Below are 22,400 nucleotides of genomic sequence, written 5' to 3' on the forward strand. Positions count from 1 at the left end.
GCCCACGGACCGGCGACGAGGCCGGGCGTCGCCGGAGGGCGCCACCGCTCGCTACTGTCGTGGCGTGTCCACCGAGCCTCTACGCTGCGCCGGCGCGCTGATCGTCGACGACGACGGTCGACTCTTCGTCCAGCGACGGTCTCCCCACCGGCGCATCTTTCCCAACTGCTGGGACATCGTCGGCGGCCATCTGGAACCGGGCGAGGACTGGATGGACGCGCTGCGCCGGGAGGTGACCGAGGAGACCGGCTGGACGGTGTCGCACGTGCTCGGCCACGTCGGGGAGTACCGCTACGTCGCCGACGACGGCCTGGCCCGCGTCGAGCGCGACTGGCTGGTCCGGGTCGACGGCGACCTGGCCCGGCCGACGCTGGAGGCGGGCAGGCACACCGAGTTCCGGTGGCTCGCCGCCGACGAGCTGGACCTGCTCGACGAGCACCGCGACGTCAACGACGGCCTCATCCGCCGGATCGCGGCCGAAGGCTTCGCCGCCCTGCGTTCGATCGGTCTGTGAACGACACCGTCGAGCTGGCGCCGCACCGGTTCGCCGGCCTGGTCGCCCCGGCGGTGGACCGCGCGTTCGTCGCCGGCATCCTCGCCGGCCGCGACGGCGGCGGCGCCGAGCTGAGCCAGCGGTACGGCGGGCCGGCGGCCACCGGCTTCCTGCTGGAGTTCCGCACCCGCCTCGCGGCGCCGGGCGGGACGGTCGACGAGGCGGGCTTCGCCGCGGTCACCCGCTACCGAGACCCGGTCGAGTGCCGGCGGGCCCTGGACAAGCAGGTCGCGTACGGGATGATCCACCGCAGCCCCGAGGGCGGGCTCTCCGCCACCGAGCGCGGGCTGGCCTTCCTCGCCGAGATCTGGCAGGTGCACGCGGAGGTCACCGAGGAGCTCTGGGCGGGGCACGAGGACCGGGTGCTGCGGCTGGTCGAGGCGTTCGGCCGGGTACTCACGTGCGCGCTGGTGCTGGCCGACCAGGAGGGCGCCGACGCGGGTGCCGCGTTCGCCGCGACGGCGCCGCCCTACGAGCCGGACGGCACCACGACCGGCGTGCTGCTGCTGAACCGGCTCGGCACGATGCGCTACCACCGGGCCGACGCGCACGCCGCCGCGTGGACGGCCGCCGGGCACAGCGCGGCGAGCGCCGCAGCCCTGCCGCCCGGCCCCGAGCAGCTCGCCATCGAGCTGGAGACCGACCGGCGGGCCGCCGCCCCGTACGCGGTGCTGAGCGCCGAGGAGCGGCTGGCGGTGCTGGCGGACCTGGCGGCGCTGCCCGGCTGACCCGGTTGGCCGCAGCGGTGCCGCCGCGCGGGGCTATCCTCCAGCGGTGACCGGGAGTCGTACGAGGGAGGACGCCTCAATGATCGGGATGGTGCTCGCAGCCGGGGCGGGGCGCCGGCTGCGCCCGTACACCGACACCCTGCCCAAGGCGTTGGTGCCGGTGGACGGCGACACCACCATCCTGGACATCGCGCTGCGTAACCTGGCCGAGGTGGGGCTCACCGACATCGTGATCGTGGTCGGCTACGCCGCCGACGCGGTCGTCTCCCGCCAGGCCGACCTGGAGAAGCGGTACGGCGTCACGATCACCCTCGTGCACAACGACAAGGCCGAGGAGTGGAACAACGCGTACTCCCTCTGGCTGGCCCGGGAGCACTTCGCCCGGGGCGTGCTGCTGGTCAACGGCGACACCGTGCACCCGGTGAGCGTGGAGAAGACCCTGCTGGCCGAGCGCGGCCCGGGCATCCTGCTCGCCGTCGACACCATCAAGCCGCTGGCCGAGGAGGAGATGAAGACCACCTTCGACGCCGCCGGCCAGCTCACCCGGATCACCAAGATCATGGACCCGGGCGAGGCGTACGGGGAGTACATCGGCGCGACGCTGATCGAGCCGCAGGTGGCCGACGCCCTCGCCGACGCGCTGGAGGCGACGTGGCGACGTGACCCGAACCTCTACTACGAGGACGGCTACCAGGAGTTCGCCGACCGTGGCGGCGAGGTGCGGGCGGCGCCGATCGGCGACGTCTCCTGGGTCGAGGTCGACAACCACGCCGACCTGGCCCGGGCGCGGGAGATCGCGTGCCACTACTAGCCCGTACGGTCAACACCCCGCTGGTGATCGAGGTCCGGCGGGGTGCGGTGGCCGACCTCGGGCCGCTGCTGGCCGACCGGCGGATCTCGGCCGGCGGGGACGTGGCCGTGGTGGTCGGCCCCGGGCAGGGTGAACGGATCGTCGAGCTGTGCCGGCCGTCGCTCGGCGCGGCCGACGTCTTCACCGTCGCAGGCGGCACCATCGACGCGGCGAACGACCTCGGTGACCGGCTGCGCCGCCGCCACTACGACGCCGTGGTGGGCATCGGCGGCGGCAAGACCATCGACACCGCCAAGTACGCGGCCACCCGCTACGGGATCCCGATGGTGACGGTGGCGACGAGCCTGGCGAACGACGGCATCGCCTCCCCCACCGCCTCGCTCGACCACGAGGGCGGCAAGGGCTCCTACGGGGTGCACATCCCGATCGCGGTCATCGTCGACCTCGACTTCGTGGAGAACGGCCCGGACCGGCAGACCCAGGCCGGCATCGGCGACGCGGTGAGCAACCTGAACGCCTGCGCCGACTGGGAGCTGGCCCACGAGGTACGCGGCGAGCCCATCGACGGGCTCGCGGTGACGCTGGCCCGGACGGGCGCCGAGGCGCTGCTCAACCACCCCGGCAAGATCACCGACGACAGCTTCCTCACCACGCTGGCCGAGGCGCTGATCATGGGCGGCATCGCCAGCTCGGTGTGCGGGTCGACGCGCCCGGCCAGCGGCGGCGACCACGAGATCTCCCACGCGATCGACCGGCTGCACCCCGGCACCGCCGCCCACGGCGAGCAGGTGGGGCTCGGCGCCCTCTTCTGCACCTTCCTGCGGGGAGACACCGACCGGTTCGGTCGCCTCGCCCACTGCCTGCACCGGCACGGCCTCGCCACCACGCCGGGCGACCTGGGCCTGACCGACGAGCAGTTCGTCGATGCCGTGCAGTTCGCGCCCCGGACCCGGCCGGACCGCTACACGATCCTCGAACACCTGGCGATGTCGCCTACCGAGACGCGTGAGCGACTGGCAGACTACGCCGGTGCAATCCGCGACCACCTTGGCTGAGCCCCGTCCCACCGTCGCCGACTTCCACCGGGTGAACCGGGGCGGCGGCCTGTTCAGCGAATCGATCAGCCAGTGGCTGGGCGCGGTCTTCGCGCTCGTCGCCCAGCGCCTCGGGCTGCGCCCGACCGCGCTGACCATCGCCAACCTGGTGCTCGGCCTGGCCACCTCGGTCACCGTGGTCGCGCTCGCCGGGCGGGTCGCCGCCGGCGACGTGCCGGCCTGGGCGGTCGGGCTGCTCGCGCTGGTCGGCTGGCAGGTGGCGTACGCACTGGACTGCGCCGACGGCCAACTCGCCCGGGTGACGGGCCAGGGCAGCGCGGCGGGCGCCCGGGTCGACGTGCTCTGCGATGTCGCCGCCCAGATCGCCCTGGTGGCCGCCCTGGCCGCCACGGCGGTGGCGCAGGAGCCGTCGACGCCGAGCTGGCTGGTCGCCGTCTTCGCCGGCACCTGGATGGTCAACCTGGTCACGTCGGTGATGCAGGCCGGCCCGAACGCCGCCAGCATGGTCACGTCGACCTCGCTGCCCGTACGCCTGGTTAAGCTGGTCCGCGACTACGGCGCGGTCATCTTCGCCGCCGGCCTGGTGCTGGCCTTCGCCCCCGCCCTCGTCCTCTGGGTGATTGTCGCGTTCACGATCGTCAACGGCGGTTTCCTGCTCGCCAGCATCGCCTTCTCCGCCCGCGCCTCCCTCCGCTGAGGTATGACGCCGGGGCGGCCCGCGCCGGGCCGGCCCACCCTCCCTCGCCCCCTGTCGAGCTGCCCCGTCTGTGCTACCGCTCGGACGGCACGTCCGCCACACGACTGCCCGCCCGTGAGGCGCCGCCGCCATGACCGTGGTGGCGGAGATCTTGGTAAGAGAGCGCCCCTCCAGGGGCACTTTCCTGCCAAGATCTCCGGCCGTCTCAAATAGCAGAACAAGCTTCCCGGAAGGTGGCGAGTTCGGGCAGGACGGCGGCAGTGGTAAGACCCGCCTGATCGTCCATGGGTCTGCCCTCGATGCGAGGCTCGCGGCGGCGGCCTCACCTCCTGGCTGGCTGACAGGCCTCTGAGCCGCCCCGACCAGAGAATCGGCAACCGGGCGGTCAGCTCAAGGAGGCGTACACGTCGAGGAGGCGCTTGGTGACCACGTCGGGGTGGAACGTGCGCTCGTAGCGGGCGCGTGCCGCCGGGGCGATGCGCGCCGCGCCGGCCCGGGCCACCGGCAGGGCGGCGGCCATGGCGGCCGGCTCCGGGGGCACCACCCAGCCCGCCTCGCCCGCCTGCACGCCGGCGGGCAGCGCGACGCGGCCCTCCCCCGGAGCGGCCGTGGCGACGGCGGCCGGGCCGGTGCCGGCCGGTTCCCGGGGCGCGTCGGCGCCGACGAGGTACGGGATGCCGCCGAGCGCGGTGCCGAGCACCGGGCGGCCGGCGGCGAACGCCTCGATGATCACGGTGGGCAGCACGTCGTGCCAGGTGGAGGCCGCGATGATCACCGCGCTGGCCTCGACCGCGGCGCGCACCCCGGCACGGTCCAGCGGCCCGAGGTAGGTCACGTCGGCGCGCTCGGCGGCGGCGGCCTCGGCCAGCGGGCGCAGCTCGCCGTCGCCGGCGATGCGCAGCGGGCCGAGCGCCCCGTCCGGGTGCCGCCGCCAGGCGTCCAGCAGCAGGTCCAGCCCCTTCTCCGGGGAGAGCCGGGCCATGTAGAGGAAGCCGTCGCCGAGCGGCGCGGGCGCCCCCGGGTCGGGGATGCCGTTCGGCTTCACCACGATCCGCTCGGTCGGGATGCCGTAGTCGCGCAGGTGGTCGGCGACCGCCGAGGTGAGCGCGACGAACCGGTCCACCGAGCGCCACGTGCCCCGGTGCACGGCCAGCGTGGTCGCCATCAGGGCGCTCTGCGCCCGCGAGCCCCGGTAGCAGCGGTGCACGATCGCCGGCACGCCCAGGGCCCGGCCCCGGCAGTCCTGGCAGATCATCCCGTCCCGGAAGTAGAGGCCGGAGGAGCAGACCTGGCGGTAGTTGTGCACCGTCTGCACCACCGGCACGCCGTGCCGGTGCGCGGTCCGCACGATCCAGGGCGAGATCAGGGGGTACGGGTTGTGCAGGTGCAGCACGTCCGGCCGGTGCTCGGTGATGAGCCGGCTCAGGTCCTCCTGCGCGCGGGGCGCCCAGATCGGCGAGATCGGCAGCAGGGCCTTGGCCGACTTCGACATCGTCGGGATCTCGTCCGAGCTGCGGATGAACGGCAGCACCTCCACCCCGGCCGCGGTGAGCTGGGCGATCTCCGCGTCGACGATCGTGTTCTCACCGGAAGGCTGAGCCTCCCGGTACCGGTTGTGCGCCACCACGATTCTCACGGAGCTTGCCTTTCGTTCGCGACTGCGGGACTCGCAAGCTCATTCCTCGCGCTCACGGGAAAGAAGGCTACCGTTGGCTGGTGCCCGAACTACCGGAGGTTGAGGCGCTCACGGACTACCTGCGTGAGCGCGCGGTGGGGCGGCGCGTCGACCGGTTGGAGGTCGCCGCGATCAGCGCCCTGAAGACGTACGACCCGGCGCCGACCGCCGCCCCCGGGCGGACCGTGACGGACGCCCGCCGGCACGGCAAGTTCCTCGACGTGGTGCTCGACGGCGACCTGCACCTGGTGGTCCACCTGGCCCGGGCGGGCTGGCTGCACTACCGGGAGGCGTTTCCGTCCGCCGCCCCGCTGCGCCCCGGCAAGGGACCGATCGCACTGCGGGTACGCCTCGACGACGGTTCCGGCTTCGACCTGACCGAGGCCGGCACCCAGAAGAGCCTCGCCGTCTACCTGGTCACCGACCCGCAGGCGGTGCCCGGGGTGGCCCGCCTCGGCCCCGACGCGCTCGCCGCCGACCTGGCCACCTTCACCGAGCGGATGCGCAGCCGCAAGGGCCAGGTCAAGGGGGTGCTCACCGACCAGACGGTGCTGGCCGGCGTCGGCAACGCGTACTCCGACGAGATCCTGCACGCGGCGAAGCTGTCCCCGTTCGCGATCACCAACCGGCTGACCGACGAGCAGCTGGCGACCCTGCACGCGGCGACGCGGGAGGTGCTCGGCGACGCGGTACGCCGCTCGGTCGGGCAGAAGGCGGCCGAGCTGAAGGGCGAGAAGCGCTCGGGGCTGAAGGTGCACGCCCGGAGGGGGCAGCCCTGCCCGCTCTGCGGGGACACCGTCCGCGAGGTCTCGTTCGCCGATTCCAGCCTCCAGTACTGCGCGACCTGCCAGACCGGCGGGAAGCCGCTCGCTGACCGGCGGTTGTCGCGACTCGTACGGTGAGTGACGACACTGCCGACTACGGAACGGAATCGGCCATCCCGCGCCGAAGGTCTGAGTTGCGGCTCTACCGGGCCCGTCATCCATCGGTATAGTGGCTCGGTCCCCGGCTTCTGAAATGGCGCGGAGCCGGCCAGACGCCCAGCGGCACCACACCTGGCGCGTTGTCCCTCGGGTCAGCGCACGGGTCGGCGCCCGCGTGGGAGACTGGGACGGTGGGCGACCGGGCCCTCACGGTGAGTGAGTGGCTCGTGTCATGCGGGAGGACATGGGTGAGGTGACGACAAGCCTCCAGCGCCCGGTAACCAACACAGGCCGGAGCAAACTCGTGCGGCACGTCGACAGCTTCGAGATCCAGCCGCCGGCACCGCCGTCCCATAACGGCGTACCCCGGTCCGCGTGGGCTCGGGCCCGCCGTCGCGTGTCCCGCTGGCACCGCCCCTACATCACGCTCCTGCTGCTGCTCGACTTCGCAGCCGCCGCGGTCGCCAGCCTGATCGCGATCGAGACGTTCGACCAGTCGCGGGCGGGCTTCTACAACGCCGAGCAGGACCCGACGTGGTTCCACACGGTGGCGTTCGGGCTCCTTCCGCTCGGCTGGCTCGTCAGCCTCTGGGCCAACCGGGCCTACGACCGGCGCTACCTGGGCCTGGGCCCGGACGAGTACAAGCGGGTGATCCGGGCCGGCGTCGCCGTCGCCGCGACGGTGTCCTTCCTCGCCTTCGCCACCAAGACCGACCTGTCCCGCTACACGGTCGGCACCGCCCTGCTCGCGGCGCTGCTGCTGATCCTGCTGAACCGGATGCTCTGCCGCTTCGTGCTGCACGTGGTCCGGCGCAACATCAGCCAGGCCGGTCACCGGATGGTGCTGATCGGCACCCTGCCGGAGTGCCTGGAGGTCTACACGGCGGTCACCCGCAACCCGGCCGCCGGGCTGATGCCGGTCGCCATCCACGTCACCGACGGCTACGCGGCGGCCAAGGGCATCGAGACCCCGGTCCCCGTGTACGCGGGCCGCGACGTCCTCGCCCTCGTCCGGGAGGTCGGCGGCGACACGATCGCGGTCTGCGGCTCGGCGAGTTCCGAGCCGGGCGAGCTGCGCCGGCTGGCCTGGCAGTTGGAGGGCTCGGGCGTCGACCTGGTCGTCGCCCCGCAGTTGACCGACATCGCCGGCCCCCGGGTGCACATCCGGCCGATCGAGGGCCTGCCGCTGCTGCACGTCGAGGAGCCGACGCTCTCCGGGCCGGCGCTGCTCGCCAAGAACCTGATGGACCGGGTGGCCGCCGGGTTCGGCCTGCTGCTGCTGGCCCCGGTCTTCCTGTTCATCGCGATCGCGATCCGGATCTCCGACCCGGGCCCGGTCTTCTTCCGTCAGCCCCGGGTGGGCCACGAGGGCCGCACCTTCCGGGTCTGGAAGTTCCGCACCATGTACGTGAACGCGGAGGACCGGCTGGCCAGCCTGGTCGACCGGAACGAGACCGACGGCATGCTGTTCAAGATGAAGGAGGATCCCCGGGTCTTCCCGGTGGGCCGCTTCCTGCGCGCCTCCTCGCTGGACGAGCTGCCGCAGTTGATCAACGTGTTGAAGGGCGAGATGTCGCTGGTCGGGCCGCGCCCGCTGCCCGCCGACGACGGCGACTTCCTCGGCGACGTGCGCCGCCGGCTGCTGGTCCGGCCGGGCATGACGGGGCTGTGGCAGGTCTCCGGTCGCTCCGACCTGTCCTGGGACGAGGCGGTCCGGCTCGACCTCTACTACGTCGACAACTGGTCGCTGGCGTACGACCTGAGCATCCTGTGGCGCACCGTCGGGGTGGTGCTCGCCCGCAAGGGCGCGTACTGACCCTTGGCGTGCGGGCCGGCAGGGGCCAGGATCGCTGCGTGGGTGGCAACCTCTCGGGCGTCTTCGGCGTCGTCTCGCTACTCGCCGCGCTGGGTGCGGCCCTGTTCGCGGTGGTCCGGCTGCGCGCGCGGCGGGGCATCGCCACGGCCACCCAGCGGGCCACGTACGAGGTGCTGCACACCGCCGGGCTGGCCGCTGAGCCGCTGCGCGCGGGCCTGAGCGTCGCGAACGCGGCGAAGGCCGTACGCCATCTGCGGGCGCTGGTGGGTGCGGCCGGGCTGGCGCTGACGGACCGGGAGAGCCTGCTCGCCCTCGACGGGCGGGGCGGGCACCACCACGCGCAACTGGTCGCGGCGGCCCGACGGGCGGTGGCGACGGGCCGCTCGACCGTCCTCGGCGAGCCGGAGCTGCACTGCGACCGCGTCGACTGCCCGGTACGCGGCGCGGTCGTCGCCCCGCTGACCGGCGCGGACGGGCGCAGGGTCGGGGTGCTGGTCGCGGTCGCCGACGGCCAGCCGGAGCCGGGCCTGGTGCAGGCCACCCTGGAGACGGCACACTGGGCCGGCAACCAGCTCGCCCTAGCCGAGCTGGACTCCTCGCGGGAGCGGCTGGCCCGCGCCGAGGTACGCGCCCTGCGCGCGCAGATCAGCCCGCACTTCATCTACAACGCGCTGACCGCGATCGGCTCGTTCGTCCGCACCGACCCGGACCGGGCCCGGGAGCTGATCCTGGAGTTCGCCGAGTTCACGCGGTACTCGTTCCGGGCGCACGGCGAGTTCACCACGCTGGCCGAGGAGCTGCGCTCGATCGACCGCTACCTGACCATCGAGCGGGCCCGGTTCGGCGACCGGCTCCAGGTGCGCCTCCAGATCGCCCCGGAGGTGCTGCCCGTGACGCTGCCGTTCCTCTGCCTGCAACCGCTGGTGGAGAACGCCGTCCGGCACGGGTTGTCCCGCAAGCCGGGCACGGGCATGGTGAGCATCGAGGCCCGGGACGCGGGCACCGAGTGCCACATCACCGTGGAGGACGACGGAGTGGGGATGGATCCGAGCACGCTGACCGCCGGCATCGCCGAGCTGGCCGGCGCCGCCGGGGAGCCGGGCGACGCCGCGCTGGCCGGCGTGGGGGACGACCCGGGCCAGCACGTCGGGCTCTCCAACGTCGACGAGCGGCTCCGGTCGGTCTTCGGGGACGGCTTCGGCCTCGTCGTCGAGACGGGCCTCGGCTCGGGTACGAAGGTGAGCATGCGGGTGCCGAAGTTCCACCCCGGCGTACGGGCCGGCTCGTGATCCAGCGGGCCACGGAGGTGGGCGCGGCCGGGTTCCTGCGGGTGCTGGCGGTCGACGACGAGCCACCGGCGCTGGACGAGTTGGCGTACCACCTGCGGGCCGATCCCCGGGTGGCCCGGCTGCACACGGCGGGGGACGCGACGGAGGCGCTGCGGGTGCTCCGCGACGGCGACGTGGACGTGGTCTTCCTCGACATCCGGATGCCCGGGCTGGACGGCATGGAGCTGGCCCGGGTGCTGCGCCGCTTCGCCCGGCCGCCGGCGATCGTCTTCGTCACCGCGTACGACGACGGGGCGGTGGACGCGTTCGACCTGGGCGCCACCGACTACGTCCGCAAGCCCGTACGCGCCGAGCGGCTCGCCGAGTCCCTGCGCCGGGTGATCGGCGCGCGGGTGGTGCCGTCGCACCCGGCGGCGCTGGCCCGGGCGGAGGAGGACCCGACCATCCCGATCGAGCTGGCCGGCACGACGCGGATGCTGCCCCGCTCGGCGGTGCGCTGGGTGGAGGCGCAGGGCGACTACGCCCGCCTGCACACCGCCGACGGCTCGCACCTGGTCCGGGTGTCGCTGGCGACCCTCGCGGAGCGCTGGGCGGACGCCGGGTTCGTCCGCATCCACCGGTCCTACCTGGTGCAGCTCAAGCTGATCGCGGAGCTGCGGCTGGTCAACTCCGGCTACGTGGTGGTGGTCGACTCGGCGGAGCTGCCGGTCAGCCGCCGGCACACCCGCGAGTTGAAGGACAAGCTGGTCCGCGCGGCGAAGCAGGACTGGAGCCGCTGACCCGCGCGGTAGGGCATTCAGTGGGGCGTCCGAGGCCCGGTGGCAACCCTGCCCGTTCCGGTGGCACCACCGACCGGGTGGTCGGGGGCGCAGGCCCCACCACCGCCCGGCCGCCTCGCTCGCCCGGGCAGGGTTCGGACCGCTCCCGCCCTGGGTGGGAGGTGGCTTCGTGGACGCTGTCGAGCTGCCCCATCTGTGCGACCGGAGGCCACCACGAGGGCTGCCCACAGCGAGGGCCTGCCCACGGCCAAGGCCCGCCCCGCAGCGAGGCCTGCCCATGACGAAGGCCTGCCCACAGCGAGGCTTGCCCACCACCAGGGCCCGTCCACGGCGAGGGCCTGGCCGTCGCGTGGTTCACGGGCCGGTCTTATGAATGGGGCAGCTCGACAGCGCAGCGAGGCCTTACAACCCTCGCCCGGGCTCCCGGCGCTCGCCTCCGCCCTCGGAAATCTCTTCGTCGACGGGAATACGCCCGCGTGGTCGTACGCTGTACGGTACTCCGTACGACAATTGGAGGCCGCCTTGTTCGACGCCGCGACCGAATTCGACCGTCAGCTCGACCGGCTGGTGGAGCTGGGCTATCCGGCCCTCGCCGAGCTGGCCGAGGACGCCTTCCGTGACCTGGTCGCGCCGCTGCGCGCGGCGGCCGTCGCTGGGGCGGCCGACCTGCCCGCCCCGACCGAGGGGCGGGTGCCCTTCCTCCTGGTGGTCACCCGCGACCTGGTGCCGGTGGAGGAGCGCGTCGCGCTGACCACCCTCGCCGGCAAGCGGAAGCCGGGGATCGTCGACCGGCACTACGCCGAGGGCGACCTGCCGAAGTTCGACCCGATCAAGGAGCTGGAGGTGCCGGCCGGGCCCGCGTACCTGCTCTTCGACGTCGACCGGGGCGAGGAGACGCTGAACCTGGCGCCCGCCGCGGCCATGGAGGTGATCACCGGCCAGGACCGGCTGCCGCTCACCATCGACGAGGGGCTCGCCTTCGTCACCCTGTACCCGGAGGCGCTGGCGAAGAACAAGTGCTTCTCGCTGGTCGGCTCCCGCTGTGGCGACAAGCGGGTGCCGGCGCTCTGGATCAGCCAGAACGCGCCGAAGCTCGGCTGGTGCTGGTACGGCAACCCGCACACCTGGCTCGGCTCCGCCTCCGCCCGCCCCGAGCGCGTCGGGCTGGAGCACGTCGACACGAAGTGAGTGCCGCGGCGGGGTGACCGACCACCGGCCACCCCGCCGCGCTCTCCACGAGTTATCCACAGGGGTGACCCGTTCTCCACAGGTTGTCCACAGCCCGGTGTGGACGGCTTCACCCGAGCCGGCCCGGGCGGGCGTGACGCCGACTGCCACCCTTGACAATCGCGGCGATCGGGCGAGACTGCCGGGGTGGCCGCTGCCGACGATCCCGTCCCCGCGCCCCGGCAGGGCGGGTCCGGCGCGCCCGAGCACGCGGGCCGGCCCGGGGTGCCGCAGCAGGCCCCGGCCGCCCAGCCCCGGACCCGGATCGTGCTGGCCGAGGTGTCCCGGCGCGAGGACCGGGCGGAACGCACCCGCGCCGAGCTGGCCCAGCAGACCCGGGTCGGCGACGCGCTCGTACGGGGGCTGGTCCGCGCCCAGTTCGCGCTGGCCCTGCGGCTCTCCCTGGTGGTGGCGATCGGGCTGGGCGGGCTGCCGTGGCTCTTCGCCGTCGCGCCCGCCGTCGGCCGGGTCACCGTGCTCGGCGTCAACCTGCCCTGGCTGCTGCTCGGGGTGGCGTCGTTCCCGTTCCTGATCGCCGTCGGCTGGGCGTACGTGCGGTTGGCGGAACGCAACGAGCAGGACTTCACCGACCTGGTCCAGCGGCCGGAGCGCTGAGGTGGGCAACGGCTTCGTCGTACCGGCGATCGTGGCGGTCACCCTGGTCACCGTCGGCATCGGCTTCTACGGGCTGCGGCTGGCGCGCACCACCTCCGACTTCCTGGTCGCCTCGCGGGCGATCAGCCCCACCTGGAACGCCGCCGCCATCGGCGGTGAGTACCTGTCGGCGGCGAGCTTCCTCGGAGTCGCCGGGCTGATCCTCCAGTACGGCGTCGACGTGCTCTGGTACCCCGTCGGCTTCGCCGCCGGCTACCTCGCGCTGCTGCTCTTCGTGGCCGCGCCGCTGCGCCGCTCCGGCGCGTTCACCCTGCCGGACTTCTGCGAGCTGCGGCTCGGGTCGCGCCGGCTGCGCACCCTCGCCACCGCCTTCGTGATCTTCATCGGCTGGCTCTACCTGGTGCCGCAGCTCCAGGGGGCGGGGCTGACGCTGGCCACGGTGACCGGCTCGCCGTACCCGTTGGGGGCCCTGCTGGTGGCCGTGGTGGTCACCGCGAACGTCGCGCTCGGCGGCATGCGCGCGATCACCTTCGTGCAGGCCTTCCAGTACTGGCTGAAGCTGACCGCGCTGGCCGTACCGGCGATCTTCCTGGCGTTGCAGTGGCAGGCCGACGCCCGCCCGGCGGTGACCCCGCCCGACGGGCCGGCGTTCCGGACCGCGACCACCGTCGTGGTCGAGCACCGCGCGACCCTCACCCTCCCCGACGGCCGGATCCAGGAGGTACGCCCCGGCGACGAGCTCTCCTTCGCCGCCGGCGACCCGGTGCCGGAGGTGTCCGGGGTCGCCACCGACGCCGCCGACTGGCTGCTGCCCAGCGCCGCCGGGGACGACGACCGGGGGCTGTTCGCCACGTACTCGCTGATCCTGGCCACGTTCCTCGGCACCATGGGGTTGCCGCACGTGCTGGTCCGCTTCTACACCAACCCCGACGGCGCCGCCGCCCGCCGCACGACGCTGGTGGTGCTCGCCCTCGTCGGGGCGTTCTACCTGCTGCCCACCATCTACGGGGTGCTCGGCCGGATCTACACCCCGCAGCTGCTGCTCAGCGGGCAGACCGACGCGGTGGTGGTGCTGCTGCCCGGCGCGGCGCTCGGCGACGGCACCGCCGGCCGGCTGCTCGCCGCGCTGGTCGCGGCCGGCGCGTTCGCGGCCTTCCTCTCCACCTCGTCGGGGCTGCTCACCAGCGTCGCGGGGGTGATCTCCACGGACGTGCTGGGGCGCGGCTCGGTACGCGGCTTCCGGCTCGCCACGGTGATCGCCGGGGCCGTGCCGACGGTCCTCGCGCTCAACCTCGCCGGGCTGGACGTGTCGCAGGTCGTCGGGCTGGCCTTCGCGGTCGCCGCATCCAGCTTCTGCCCCCTGCTGGTGCTCGGCATCTGGTGGCGGGGCCTGACCGACCTCGGCGCCGCCGCCGGGATCCTGGTCGGCGGCGGCGCGGCGGTCGGGGCGGTGCTGGTCACGGTGCTCGGCCCGCCGCTGTCCGGCTGGCCGGCCACGCTCACCGCCCAGCCGGCCGCCTGGACGGTGCCGCTCGCCTTCACCGTGATGGTGGCGGTCTCGATGGCGACCCGCCGCCGGGCACCGGCCGACATCGGCGCCACCATGCTCCGCCTGCACGCCCCGGAGGCCCTCCGCTTGTAAGGAAGGGCCCCCTGTTAACGCCTGCGGTAGAGGAAGGGGCCCTTCCTAACAGGCGGGCCGGGCGTTCAGCGGCGCCGGCGGGTACGACTCGGGGATGACCGGGGATCATCCTGCGGCCGGAGCAGCCGCTGGTCGGAGCCGGATACGGTCGACGCATGACTGCTGAGCACCCGGCGCTCTCCCTGCGTGGCCTGGCGAAACACTTCGACGGCAAGGTCGCCGTCGCCGGTGTCGACCTCGACGTGCCGGCCGGTTCCTTCTACGGCCTGCTCGGGCCGAACGGCGCGGGGAAGACCACCACCCTGTCGATGGCGGTCGGGCTGCTCCGGCCGGACGCCGGCGGTGCCCGGGTGCTCGGTCACGACGTCTGGGCCGACCCGGTACGGGCGAAGCAGCTGCTCGGCGTGATGCCCGACGGCGTACGGCTCTTCGACCGGCTCAGCGGCGCGGAGCTGCTCGCGTACCACGGTCTGCTGCGGGGGATGGACCCGGCGGTGGTCGACCAGCGGGCGGCGGAGCTGCTGGACGTGCTCGCGCTCGGCGACGCCGGCCGGACCCTGGTGGTCGACTACTCGGCGGGCATGAAGAAGAAGATCGGCCTGGCCTGCGCGCTGCTGCACGGGCCTCGGCTGCTGGTGCTGGACGAACCGTTCGAGGCGGTCGACCCGGTCTCGGCCGCGCTGATCCGGGACATCCTGCACCGGTACGTGACCGGGGGCGGCACCGTCGTCTTCTCCAGCCACGTGATGGAGGTCGTCGAGCGGCTCTGCTCGCACGTGGCGATCCTGGCGGCCGGCACCATCAAGCGGGTCGGTCCCATCGACGAGGTGCGCGGCGGCCGCTCGCTGGAGCAGGTCTTCGTCGAGGTGGTCGGCGGCCGTACGGCGACCGGCGAGGAGTTGGCGTGGCTGTCGCAGTGACCGGACCGACCGTCTCCGCCCAGCCCGCCCGGCGGGTCTCCGCCCGGCACTTCGTCCGGCTCAAGCTGCGGGTGATGGGCAACAACTTCCGGGGTCAGGGCTGGCGGGTCGCCCTCTTCGTGGGCGGCGCGGTGCTCGGGCTCTGGTTCGCCGGCACCGGCTTCTTCCTCTTCGCCGCGCCCGGCCTCGCCGACGAGAGCCGCTACGCGCTGATGGTGGCCGCCTTCGGCGGCGGCCTGACGGTGCTCGGCTGGCTGCTGCTGCCGCTGGTCTTCTTCGGGGTGGACGAGACGCTGGACCCGGCGAGGTTCGCGCTGCTGCCGCTGCCCCGCCGCACACTCGTCACCGGGCTCTTCGCCGCCGCCTTCGTCAGCGTCCCCACGATCTCGGTGCTGCTCGCCCTGTGCGGGCTGGTGGTCACCGCCGGGGCGCTGGGTGGCTGGTCGGCCGCCGCGGTCGCCTTCGTCGGGGTGGTAGCCGGGCTGCTGCTCTGCGTCGCCGCGGCCCGCGCGGTGACCAGCGCCTTCGCCACCGCGCTGCGGTCCCGCCGGGTCCGCGACCTGGCCGCCGTGCTGCTCGCCGTACTCGCCGCGCTGCTCGGGCCGTTGCAGCTCCTGGGCATCGCCGCCCTCTCCGACGCCGACTGGGACCGCCTCCAGGGGGTGGCCGAGGTGGTCGCCTGGACCCCGTTCGGCGCTCCCTGGACGGCCGGCATCGACGTGGCCGAGGGCCGCGTCTGGGCCGCACCGGTAAAGCTGCTGATCACGGCGGCGACGATCGTCGCGCTGCTGGCCTGGTGGTCCCGCTCGCTCGAGTCCGCGATGGTGGGCGCGGCCAGTGCCGGGCCGGCCCGCCCCCAGCGTGGTACGACCGGCGAGGCGGTCGCCCAGCTCTTCCCGAGGGCCCTCGGCTGGGCCGGGCGGGACCGGTTCGGCGCCCTCGTCGCGCGGGAGGCCCGCTACTGGTGGCGGGACGCCCGACGCCGGGCCAACCTGATCACCGTCGCGGTCGTCGGTCTCTTCGTGCCGGTCATGGTCAACCTGGGCGGCTCGGGCTTCACGATCGACGGCGCGGAGGGGTTCACAGCCAGCTCCGACCCGTCCCCGGTGCTGTCCAGCCTGTCGATGCTCTTCGTCGGGCTGCTCGCCGCCGTCACCCTGGCCAACCAGTTCGGCTTCGACGGCAGCGCGTACGCGGCGAACGTGGTCGCGGGCGTCTCCGGCCAGCAGGAGCTGCGCGCCCGGATGGCCGCGTTCTCGCTCTACGTCCTGCCGATGCTGGCGGTGATCTCCGTGGTCGTCGCGGTGGTCATCGGCGAGCCCGGCTGGATCGGGCTGATGGCGGGCACGCTGTTCGGCACGTACGGCGCGGGGCTGGCGGTGAACTGCTTCGTCTCGGTGCTCGGGGCGTACTCGCTGCCGGAGACGAGCAACCCGTTCGCGCTGAACACCGGTGCCGGGATCGCGAAGAGCTTCCTCACCCTGCTGGCGATGCTCGCCACCGCGGTGGCGGCGGTGCCGATGGTGGTGGCCGCCGGGCTGCTCGGCGACGTGTGGCTCTGGCTGGCCCTGCCGCTCGGGGCCGCGTACGGCCTAGGGGCGGCGCTGCTCGGCGCGTACCTGGCCGGCGACGTGCTGGACCGCCGGATGCCGGAACTGCTCGCCACGGTGACGCCCAGGCGCTGACGGCGTACGCCCGGACGCGGTGGTTGCCGGTCGGCGGCACAATGGCCTGATGCCCGTCGTCGAAGCGGTGATCACCGTGCCGGTCCCGCCCGAGCTGGCCTTCGCGGTCTCCCAGACCACCGCGCCCGTGCGCTACCGGTGGGACCCGTTCGTGCGCGAGCAGCACTTCACCGACGGGGCGACCCGGCCCGGCAAGGGGGTGCGGACCTTCACCCGGTCCCGGCACGGCCTGGCGATGGTGAGCGAGTACGTCTCCTGGGCGCCGCCGAGCCACGTCGGGATGAAGATGGTGCGCGGGCCGTGGTTCTTCGAGATGTTCGCCGGCGGCTGGCGGTTCGCACCGGCTCCGGAGCCCGGCCACGCCATCGCCACCTGGCGGTACAGCTTCCGCTGCCGGCCCGCGTTCCTCCGCCCGGTCGCGGACCGGATCGGCTCCTGGCTGCTCGGCCGCGACATCCGCCGCCGGATCGCCGGGTACGCCGCCGGCTGCACGGACCCGGAGGTGCTGGCCGCCGCCCGCCGGTCACTGGCCGCCGACGACTGATCCCTCCAGCGGTACGCGCACCCGCCGAGATCGATCTTGGCAGAGAACGGCCCCTGGAAGGGCGCAGAACGTCCAATATCTCAACCGACTGCCCGTGGGGCCGGTGTTCACCGGTGCACATAGTGGCGGCGCGATTCGGCAGCGAGGCCTTCGAGGACATGCTGCTGAGCGTCACATCCGGGCCCACCGGGGCGGGGCAGGCCGCACAATGTTTCACGTGAATCATGAGCCGGGCGCCGAGATCCACCACATCGACCCGTTCGCCGTGCCCGCCGACCAACGCTCACCCGTACGCCGGTTGCGGGGTCGGCTGGCGTCGCCGGTGACGCTCTGGACGGCGCCCGAGCCGGCGGGCCTGACGGTCTCCTCCACGCTGGTCGCGGAGGGTGAGCCGGACCGGCTGCTCGGCCTGGTCGACCCGGAGTCCGACCTGTGGGCGGCGGCCGAGTCCGCCGGCCGCTTCGCGGTGGCCCCGCTCGGCCCGGCGCACCGGCAGCTCGCCGACCGGTTCGCGGGCCTCTTCCCGTCCCCCGGCGGCCTGTTCGCCACCGGCGCCTGGACCGACACCCCCTACGGCCCGGTGCCGGCCGACGCGGGCGGCTGGGCGGGGTGCCGGCTCGACTCCGCCCGCGAGTACGGCTGGGGCCTGCTGGTGGAGGCCACCATCGAGGCCGTCGAGCTGACCGGGGAGGCGGACCCGCTGCTGCACTACCGGGGCCGCTACCGCGAGCTGACCTGACGACCGTCACCGGTGGCGTCGACGGCGACCGTCCGGGCCACACCCACTACCGGTGAACGGAGTGAGCTGCGTCACTCGGCGCAGCCACCGTGCCGTTCGGCGCAGCCGCCGACCGGCGTCGATCTCACCCTTCCGTGGCGGGGAGCGCGCTTTCTACCGTGCGCGAAACTCCCCACGCCTGTGAAGGTGGTGATCCACGAATGTCCACGGACACACCCGCGTCCACGCCGTCGACCTCGGCGGCGGACCGGTACCTGGCCGTGCAGCGGTCGGACGAGTTCGCCGGGTTGCGGCGCACGCTGCGCGGCTTCATCTTCCCGATGACCGTCGCGTTCTTCCTGTGGTACGCGCTCTACGTCATCCTGTCCGCGTACGCGCGGGACTTCATGGGCACGAAGCTCTTCGGCAGCAACATCAACATCGCCCTCGTCTTCGGCCTGCTCCAGTTCGTCTCGACCTTCTTCATCGCCTGGCTCTACTCCCGGTTCGCCGACCGGAAGATCGACCCGGTCGCCGACCGGATCCGCGCCGAGATGGGGGAGGTGGGCAATGAACACGGTCCTCGCGGCTGAGGCGGGCAGCACCACCGCCCGCAACCTCACCATCACGCTCTTCCTGGTCTTCGTGGCGGTGACCCTGGCCATCACCATCTGGGCCAGCCGGCAGACCAAGACCGCCACCGACTTCTACGCCGGCGGCCGGTCCTTCTCCGGTTTCCAGAACGGCATGGCCATCGGCGGGGACTACATGTCGGCCGCCTCGTTCCTCGGCATCGCCGGCATGATCGCCCTCTACGGCTACGACGGCTTCCTCTACTCCATCGGCTTCCTGGTCGCCTGGCTGGTGGCGCTGCTGCTGGTCGCGGAGCTGCTGCGCAACTCCGGCCGGTACACGATGGCCGACGTGCTGGCCTTCCGGATGCGCCAGCGCCCGGTGCGGACCGCCGCCGCCGTCTCCACCATCACGGTGTCGATCTTCTACCTGCTGGCGCAGATGGTCGGCGCGGGCGCGCTGGTCGCCCTGCTGCTCGGCATCAAGCCGGGTACGACGTTCCTCGGCATGGACGCCGACACCGCCAAGGTCGCCACCATCATCATGGTCGGCGCGCTCATGATCGTCTACGTCACGGTGGGCGGCATGAAGGGCACCACCTACGTGCAGATCGTCAAGGCGTTCCTGCTGATGGGCGGCGCGACGATCATGACGGTGCTGGTGCTGGCGAAGTACAACTTCAACCTGTCGGAGCTGCTCGGCGCCGCCGCGGCCTCCTCCGGCAAGGGCGACGCGCTCCTCGGACCGGGGTTGCGCTACGGGGTCGAGGTGGCCGGCGACGCGACGCAGACCTTCTACAACAAGATGGACCTGCTGTCGCTCGGCATCGCGCTGGTGCTCGGCACCGCCGGCCTGCCGCACATCCTGATCCGCTTCTACACCGTCCCGACGGCGAAGACGGCCCGCAAGAGCGTGCTCTGGGCGATCGGCATCATCGGCACCTTCTACCTGCTCACCCTGGCCCTCGGCTTCGGCGCGGCGGCGCTGGTCGGCAGCGAGGCGATCACCGCGCAGGACAAGGCCGGCAACACGGCCGCGCCGCAGCTCGCCGAGGCGCTCGGCATCGAATTCCTCGGCGGCGATCTCGGCGGGGCGACCCTGCTCGCGGTCATCGCGGCGGTCGCCTTCGCCACGATCCTGGCCGTGGTGGCCGGCCTGACGCTGGCCTCCTCGTCCAGCCTGGCGCACGACTTCTACGCCAACGTGATCAAGGACGGTAAGGCGTCCGAGCGGCAGGAGGTCAGGGTCGCCCGGGTCTCCGCCCTGGTGATCGGCGCGATCTCGATCGTGCTGTCGATCTACGCGCAGAACCTGAACGTGGCCTTCCTGGTGGCGTTGGCGTTCGCGGTGGCCGCCTCCGGCAACCTGCCGGCGATCCTCTACAGCCTGTTCTGGCGGCGGTTCAACACCTCGGGCGCGGTGTGGGCCATCTACGGCGGCCTGCTCTCCGCCGTACTGCTGGTGTTCTTCTCGCCGGTGGTGTCGGGCGCGTCCACCTCGATGTTCCCGGAGCACGACTGGCAGTGGTTCCCGCTGTCCAACCCGGGCATCCTGTCCATCCCGTTCGGTTTCCTGTGCGGGTGGATCGGCACCGTGATCTCCAAGGAGCACGACGAGGAGAAGTACGCGGAGCTGGAGGTGCGTTCCGTCACCGGCGCCGGCGCCCACTGACGACCCGACAGATGCAAGGAAGGGTCCCTTGTTATCGCCTGGGCGATAACAAGGGACCCTTCCTTGCGGCAGGGCGGTCCGGGGCAGTGGGTAGGCTGACCGGCATGAACGCTGTTGCCCGCTTCGGACCCGGTCACCGCATCCTCGTCACGGGCGGCGCCGGCTTCGTACCGTCGCACCTGGTGGACTCCCTGATCGCTCGCGGCTGCACCGTGGTCGCGCTCGACAACTTCATCACCGGGTCGAAGGAGAACGTCGCCCACCTGCTGGACGAGCCGAACTTCACCCTGGTCGAGGCCGACATCTCCGACGGCCTGCCGACCCACCACCCGGCGATGGCCGAGCGGTTCGACGCCATCCTGCACATGGCCTCGCCGGCGAGCCCGACCGACTTCGAGAAGCTGCCGGTGGAGATCCTCCGCGTCGGCTCGGTGGCCACCCTGCACCTGCTGGAGCGCGCGGTCGCCGACGGCGCCCGCTTCCTGATGGCCTCCACCTCCGAGGCGTACGGGGACCCGAAGGAGCACCCGCAGCCCGAGTCGTACTGGGGCAACGTCAACCCGATCGGCATCCGCAGCGTCTACGACGAGGCGAAGCGCTTCTCCGAGGCGGCCACCATGGCCTACCACCGGAGCCGGGGGCTCGACACGGCCATCGTCCGGATCTTCAACACGTACGGCCCGCGGATGCGCCCGGACGACGGCCGGGCCATCCCGACCTTCATCTCGCAGGCGCTGCGCGGCGAGCCGATCACCGTGCACGGCACCGGCAACCAGACCCGTTCGATCTGCTACGTGTCCGACCTGGTGCACGGCATCCTGCTGCTCCTCGACTCCCGCGAGACGGGGCCGATCAACTGCGGCACCGAGCACGAGATGAGCATGCGGCAGCTGGCCGAGACGATCGTGTCGCTCACCGGGAGCAGCTCCGAGGTGACCTACATCACCCGCAGCGCCGACGACCCGGAGATGCGCCGCCCGGACCTGACCCTCGCCCGCGAGCTGCTCGGATACGAGCCGACCGTGGCGCCCGAGGACGGCCTCCGCCGCACGATCGAGTACTTCCGCGAGCGGATGGTCTAGCGAACGCCCGCCGCCGGCGCACACGTCGGCGGCGCCACAGGGCGACAGTGGCTACGCGTACGTACCCTGAGTTACATGTCAGCGACCATGCCCGCCGGAGTTCCACTCCCGCACCTGCACCGCAGCGCCGGGCGCGCCTCGGTGCCCGGCCCCGACCGGGACGCCGGCCGCGCCCGGCCGGCCGAGGCCCGCTGGTCCCCGGCAGCGGACGAGCCACGGGCCGGCGGCCCGGGCGGTCCCGCGGGGCCGGGCGGACCGGCCGGACCGACCGGACCGGACCGGCCGGGCCGGGGCGGCGTCCGCCCCCGCTGGGGCCGGATCGCCCTGGTGGCCGGCGTGGCCGTGCTGGTGCTCGCGCTGCTCGGCGGGGTGGGCGCCTGGTTCTACGCCCGCGGCCTCGACGACGACCTGGCCCGCACCGACCCGTTCTCGGAGATCACGGGGGGCCGCCCGGCCAAGGCGGTGGACGGTGCCCTGAACATCCTGCTGGTGGGCAGCGACTCCCGGGATCCGGACGCCCCGGTGGACAAGTCCAGCAAGTGGCGGGCCGACACGATCATCGTGATGCACATCCCGTCGGACCACCAGAAGGCCTATCTGGTCTCCATCCCCCGTGACCTCTACGTGCCGATCCCGGAGGGCGCCAACGCCGACTGCGGCAGCGGGCAGCGGGGGAAGATCAACGCCGCCTTCGCCTTCGGCGGGCTGCCGCTGGCCGTCCGGACGGTGGAGTGCTTCACCGACGTGCGGCTCGACCACGTGATGGCGATCGACTTCGCCGGCTTCAAGCAGGTCACCGACGCCCTCGGCGGCGTCGACCTGAAGGTCGAGCGGACCGTCACCTCGATCCACAAGCCGTACCGGACGTTCACCAAGGGCACCAACCACATGGACGGCGCCGAGGCGCTGGACTGGATCCGGCAGCGCAAGCAGTTCCCGGACGGCGACTTCGCCCGGATGCGGCACCAGCAGGAGTTCCTCCGCGCCCTGATGGACAAGGCGGCGAGCACGGGCACGCTGACCAATCCGAAGAAGCTGAACGACTTCCTCAAGTCGGTCACCGCCGCGGTCACCGTCGACCAGAGCTTCTCGCTGGTCGACATGGGAGTCCAGTTCCGCAACCTGCGCGGCGAGAACCTCACCTTCGTGACCAGCCCGCACGTCGGCAGCCAGACCATCGGCGGGGAGTCGGTGGTGGTGTCGGACAAGGAGAAGGCGCTGACCATGTACAAGGCGATGTCGGCCGACACCATGACGGCCTGGGTCGAGGCCAACCAGAAGAAGAAGGACGGCACCGGAAACTGATCAGCTCCGCCGGCCGGCCCTCCCGTGATCGACCAACGTCATCACGATTCGGAGGGCCGGCCGGCCGCTTCCTGTGAGCCAACCGCCGACCA

The 22,400-nt window shown here is 72.8% G+C and carries 21 protein-coding genes; 20 read left to right on the forward strand and 1 reads right to left on the reverse strand.

Features of this window, described 5'->3' with window-relative positions:
• Positions 1-64: 64 nt before the first annotated feature.
• The 5 genes from RM555_RS00415 (at position 65) to RM555_RS00435 (ending at position 3,844) form a co-directional block, all read left to right on the forward strand.
• Positions 65-514 (forward strand): NUDIX domain-containing protein, encoded by a 450-nt coding sequence (locus tag RM555_RS00415; RefSeq protein ID WP_132240535.1) that lies wholly within the window; start codon positions 65-67, stop codon positions 512-514.
• A complete protein-coding gene (locus RM555_RS00420) occupies positions 511-1,281 on the forward strand; it encodes a hypothetical protein (protein ID WP_311409877.1) in 771 nt (256 codons plus the stop codon). The genes RM555_RS00415 and RM555_RS00420 overlap by 4 nt, the downstream gene beginning before the upstream one ends.
• Before the next feature lie 79 nt (positions 1,282-1,360).
• Positions 1,361-2,092, forward strand: a complete 732-nt coding sequence (locus RM555_RS00425) for a phosphocholine cytidylyltransferase family protein (protein WP_311409878.1) — start codon at positions 1,361-1,363, stop codon at positions 2,090-2,092.
• Positions 2,080-3,147: an iron-containing alcohol dehydrogenase family protein gene (locus RM555_RS00430; protein ID WP_132240533.1), complete on the forward strand. Its 1,068-nt coding sequence runs from the start codon at positions 2,080-2,082 to the stop codon at positions 3,145-3,147. The genes RM555_RS00425 and RM555_RS00430 overlap by 13 nt, the downstream gene beginning before the upstream one ends.
• Complete coding sequence (locus RM555_RS00435; RefSeq protein ID WP_311409879.1) at positions 3,122-3,844, forward strand: CDP-alcohol phosphatidyltransferase family protein; 723 nt, start codon at positions 3,122-3,124, stop codon at positions 3,842-3,844. Before RM555_RS00430 ends, RM555_RS00435 begins: the two co-directional genes overlap by 26 nt.
• Positions 3,845-4,229: 385 nt before the next feature.
• On the opposite strand, the gene RM555_RS00440 is transcribed toward RM555_RS00435, so the two are convergent.
• Positions 4,230-5,480: a glycosyltransferase gene (locus RM555_RS00440; RefSeq protein ID WP_311409880.1), complete on the reverse strand. Its 1,251-nt coding sequence runs from the start codon at positions 5,478-5,480 to the stop codon at positions 4,230-4,232.
• 80 nt (positions 5,481-5,560) lie between these two features.
• Here RM555_RS00440 and RM555_RS00445 point away from each other — a divergent pair, with 80 nt between their 5' ends.
• The 15 genes from RM555_RS00445 (at position 5,561) to RM555_RS00515 (ending at position 22,308) form a co-directional block, all read left to right on the forward strand.
• The gene (locus RM555_RS00445; protein WP_311409881.1) at positions 5,561-6,421 is read left to right on the forward strand and encodes an Fpg/Nei family DNA glycosylase; all 861 of its coding nucleotides are present in this window, start codon (positions 5,561-5,563) and stop codon (positions 6,419-6,421) included.
• Positions 6,422-6,686: 265 nt separating this feature from the next.
• Positions 6,687-8,258, forward strand: a complete 1,572-nt coding sequence (locus tag RM555_RS00450) for a sugar transferase (protein ID WP_132240562.1) — start codon at positions 6,687-6,689, stop codon at positions 8,256-8,258.
• Positions 8,259-8,296: 38 nt separating this feature from the next.
• Positions 8,297-9,547: a sensor histidine kinase gene (locus RM555_RS00455; protein WP_311409882.1), complete on the forward strand. Its 1,251-nt coding sequence runs from the start codon at positions 8,297-8,299 to the stop codon at positions 9,545-9,547.
• Between the two features lie 17 nt (positions 9,548-9,564).
• Complete coding sequence (locus tag RM555_RS00460; protein ID WP_132240561.1) at positions 9,565-10,326, forward strand: LytR/AlgR family response regulator transcription factor; 762 nt, start codon at positions 9,565-9,567, stop codon at positions 10,324-10,326.
• Positions 10,327-10,848: 522 nt separating this feature from the next.
• Complete coding sequence (locus RM555_RS00465; protein ID WP_311409883.1) at positions 10,849-11,514, forward strand: DUF5701 family protein; 666 nt, start codon at positions 10,849-10,851, stop codon at positions 11,512-11,514.
• A 264-nt stretch (positions 11,515-11,778) separates the two neighbouring features.
• Entirely contained in the window at positions 11,779-12,168 is a 390-nt protein-coding gene (locus RM555_RS00470) for a DUF485 domain-containing protein (RefSeq protein WP_311410095.1), read from the forward strand.
• 1 nt (position 12,169) lies between these two features.
• Positions 12,170-13,810, forward strand: a complete 1,641-nt coding sequence (locus RM555_RS00475; RefSeq protein ID WP_311409884.1) for a sodium/solute symporter — start codon at positions 12,170-12,172, stop codon at positions 13,808-13,810.
• Between the two features lie 155 nt (positions 13,811-13,965).
• The gene (locus tag RM555_RS00480; protein WP_311409885.1) at positions 13,966-14,730 is read left to right on the forward strand and encodes an ABC transporter ATP-binding protein; all 765 of its coding nucleotides are present in this window, start codon (positions 13,966-13,968) and stop codon (positions 14,728-14,730) included.
• Positions 14,715-16,415 (forward strand): ABC transporter permease, encoded by a 1,701-nt coding sequence (locus RM555_RS00485; protein ID WP_311409886.1) that lies wholly within the window; start codon positions 14,715-14,717, stop codon positions 16,413-16,415. The genes RM555_RS00480 and RM555_RS00485 overlap by 16 nt, the downstream gene beginning before the upstream one ends.
• Positions 16,416-16,464: 49 nt before the next feature.
• Entirely contained in the window at positions 16,465-16,959 is a 495-nt protein-coding gene (locus RM555_RS00490) for an SRPBCC family protein (protein ID WP_311409887.1), read from the forward strand.
• Between the two features lie 133 nt (positions 16,960-17,092).
• Positions 17,093-17,698, forward strand: coding sequence for a flavin reductase family protein (locus tag RM555_RS00495; RefSeq protein WP_396888655.1), 606 nt, complete (start codon positions 17,093-17,095; stop codon positions 17,696-17,698).
• Positions 17,699-17,898: 200 nt separating this feature from the next.
• A complete protein-coding gene (locus tag RM555_RS00500) occupies positions 17,899-18,270 on the forward strand; it encodes a DUF485 domain-containing protein (RefSeq protein ID WP_311409888.1) in 372 nt (123 codons plus the stop codon).
• Complete coding sequence (locus RM555_RS00505; protein WP_311409889.1) at positions 18,248-19,921, forward strand: solute symporter family protein; 1,674 nt, start codon at positions 18,248-18,250, stop codon at positions 19,919-19,921. The genes RM555_RS00500 and RM555_RS00505 overlap by 23 nt, the downstream gene beginning before the upstream one ends.
• A 104-nt stretch (positions 19,922-20,025) precedes the next feature.
• Positions 20,026-21,003, forward strand: coding sequence for a UDP-glucuronic acid decarboxylase family protein (locus tag RM555_RS00510; protein ID WP_311409890.1), 978 nt, complete (start codon positions 20,026-20,028; stop codon positions 21,001-21,003).
• A 75-nt stretch (positions 21,004-21,078) separates the two neighbouring features.
• Positions 21,079-22,308 (forward strand): LCP family protein, encoded by a 1,230-nt coding sequence (locus tag RM555_RS00515; RefSeq protein WP_311409891.1) that lies wholly within the window; start codon positions 21,079-21,081, stop codon positions 22,306-22,308.
• Positions 22,309-22,400: the final 92 nt, after the last annotated feature.

The organism is Micromonospora reichwaldensis (assembly GCF_031845925.1).
GTDB classification, from domain to species: Bacteria; Actinomycetota; Actinomycetes; order Mycobacteriales; family Micromonosporaceae; genus Micromonospora; species Micromonospora reichwaldensis.